The organism is Aurantimonas sp. C2-5-R2, from assembly GCF_036549495.1.
GTDB classification, from domain to species: Bacteria; Pseudomonadota; Alphaproteobacteria; order Rhizobiales; family Rhizobiaceae; genus Aurantimonas; species Aurantimonas coralicida_A.
On record NZ_JAZHLJ010000223.1, the window covers coordinates 1 to 1,445 of the forward strand.

At 59.9% G+C, this 1,445-nt stretch carries 2 protein-coding genes; one reads left to right on the top strand and one right to left on the bottom strand.

Annotation, left to right across the window (positions count from 1 at the left end):
• Positions 1-70 precede the first annotated feature (70 nt).
• Entirely contained in the window at positions 71-1,240 is a 1,170-nt protein-coding gene (locus tag VQ044_RS25115; RefSeq protein WP_327691532.1) for an IS110 family transposase, read from the top strand.
• Here VQ044_RS25115 and VQ044_RS25120 read toward each other — a convergent pair.
• On the bottom strand, positions 1,224-1,445 hold a 222-nt coding region (locus VQ044_RS25120; protein WP_331827892.1), incomplete at its 5' end, for a hypothetical protein. The genes VQ044_RS25115 and VQ044_RS25120 overlap by 17 nt on opposite strands.

Below are 1,445 nucleotides of genomic sequence, written 5' to 3' on the forward strand. Positions count from 1 at the left end.
CAGATCCCATGGGGATAGCGGCAGGCGCTGTGACAGAGTGCAACTGCTGCAACACTCTGTGGAGGTAATCATGCCTGTTACGACTGACCAACTCGAAGTGCCCGCCGCTATCCGCGTCGATCTTGGCGCGATCTTCGTCTCATTGGAACTGAGCAAATCGACTTGGCTGATCACATCCTTGTCGCCGGGCGGCGGCGCAAAGATGTCGCGGTACGCGGTTGTCGGCGGCGACATTGCCGGGCTATTTGCGCGCTTTGGCGTGTTGCGCGAGAAAGCACAGGCGCGCACGGGCAAACTTTATCCGCTCGTGGTGATCGAGGAGGCTGGTCTTGACGGCTTCTGGATCGATCGATGTCTGCGCCGGGAAGACTGGATTGAAAGCCATGTTGTAGATGCCGCCTCGATTGCGGTGTCGCGCCGGCGACGCCGGGTGAAGACCGACAAGATTGATGGCGAGACGCTGGTGCGTACGCTGCTGGCCTACAATCGGGGCGAACCGCGTGTCTGCTCAATGGTCAAGGTGCCGACGCCCGAGGAAGAGGATCGTCGCCGAACCTGCCGCGAACGCAAGACGCTGGTCGGCGAGCGGACGCTTCACATCAACCGCATCAAAGGATTGCTCTTTAACCAGGGCATCACCGCCTATGCGCCGTTGCGTCGTGACCGGCGCGAGCGGCTGGAAGAGCTACGTACCGGCGATGGCCACGCTTTGCCCGGTCATCTCAAAGCCCAAATATGCCGTGAACTCGACCGGCTCGAATTGTTGATCGAGCAGATCAAGACTGTGGAGGCGGACCGTGACGCGCTCGTGACCGAGAAGCGGGAGGACATGCCTTCGTCAGCCGCAATGTTGCTTGAGATCAAAGGAATTGGCCCCGAGTTCGCTGCCATCCTGTACGCGGAAGGTCTGTACCGGCACTTCGACAATCGGCGAAAGCTTGCAGCCTATGCCGGGCTGGCACCGACACCTTGGAGAAGCGGATCGATCGACCGTGAACAGGGCGTCTCGAAAGCAGGTAATCCGCGCTTACGAACGACGATGGTTCAGCTTTCTTGGCTGTGGTTGCGCCATCAGCCGAACTCTGCGCTGACCTGCTGGTTCCAAGAGCGGGTGAGGCGAAATGGCGGCCGTCTGAAGAAAATGACAATCGTCGCGCTCGCCCGCAAGCTGCTTGTCGCGCTGTGGAAATATGTCACCGCGGGCGTTCTCATCGAGGGCGCGATCATGAAAACCGTCTGAGGCGATCCACTTCAACAAATCCTGCCATCTTCCGGGGCTTGATCAGTCCCGGCGGATCCAGGTGGACGAACCGGTCGCGGTCCTGGCCTAAAATGCCGCCATTCAGAATGGTCTCGTCCTCCTGAGCCTTTGCCCGCCGGAAGCGGGATATTGGTGTAGCCGCTACGTGCGGCAACCGGATGTGAGGTTGATCAGGCTCGGATAC

Bases quoted from the DNA above. Each gene is read 5' to 3' on its own strand.
- VQ044_RS25115 (WP_327691532.1), top strand. From the start codon at position 71: ATGCCTGTTACGACTGACCAACTCGAAGTGCCCGCCGCTATCCGCGTC.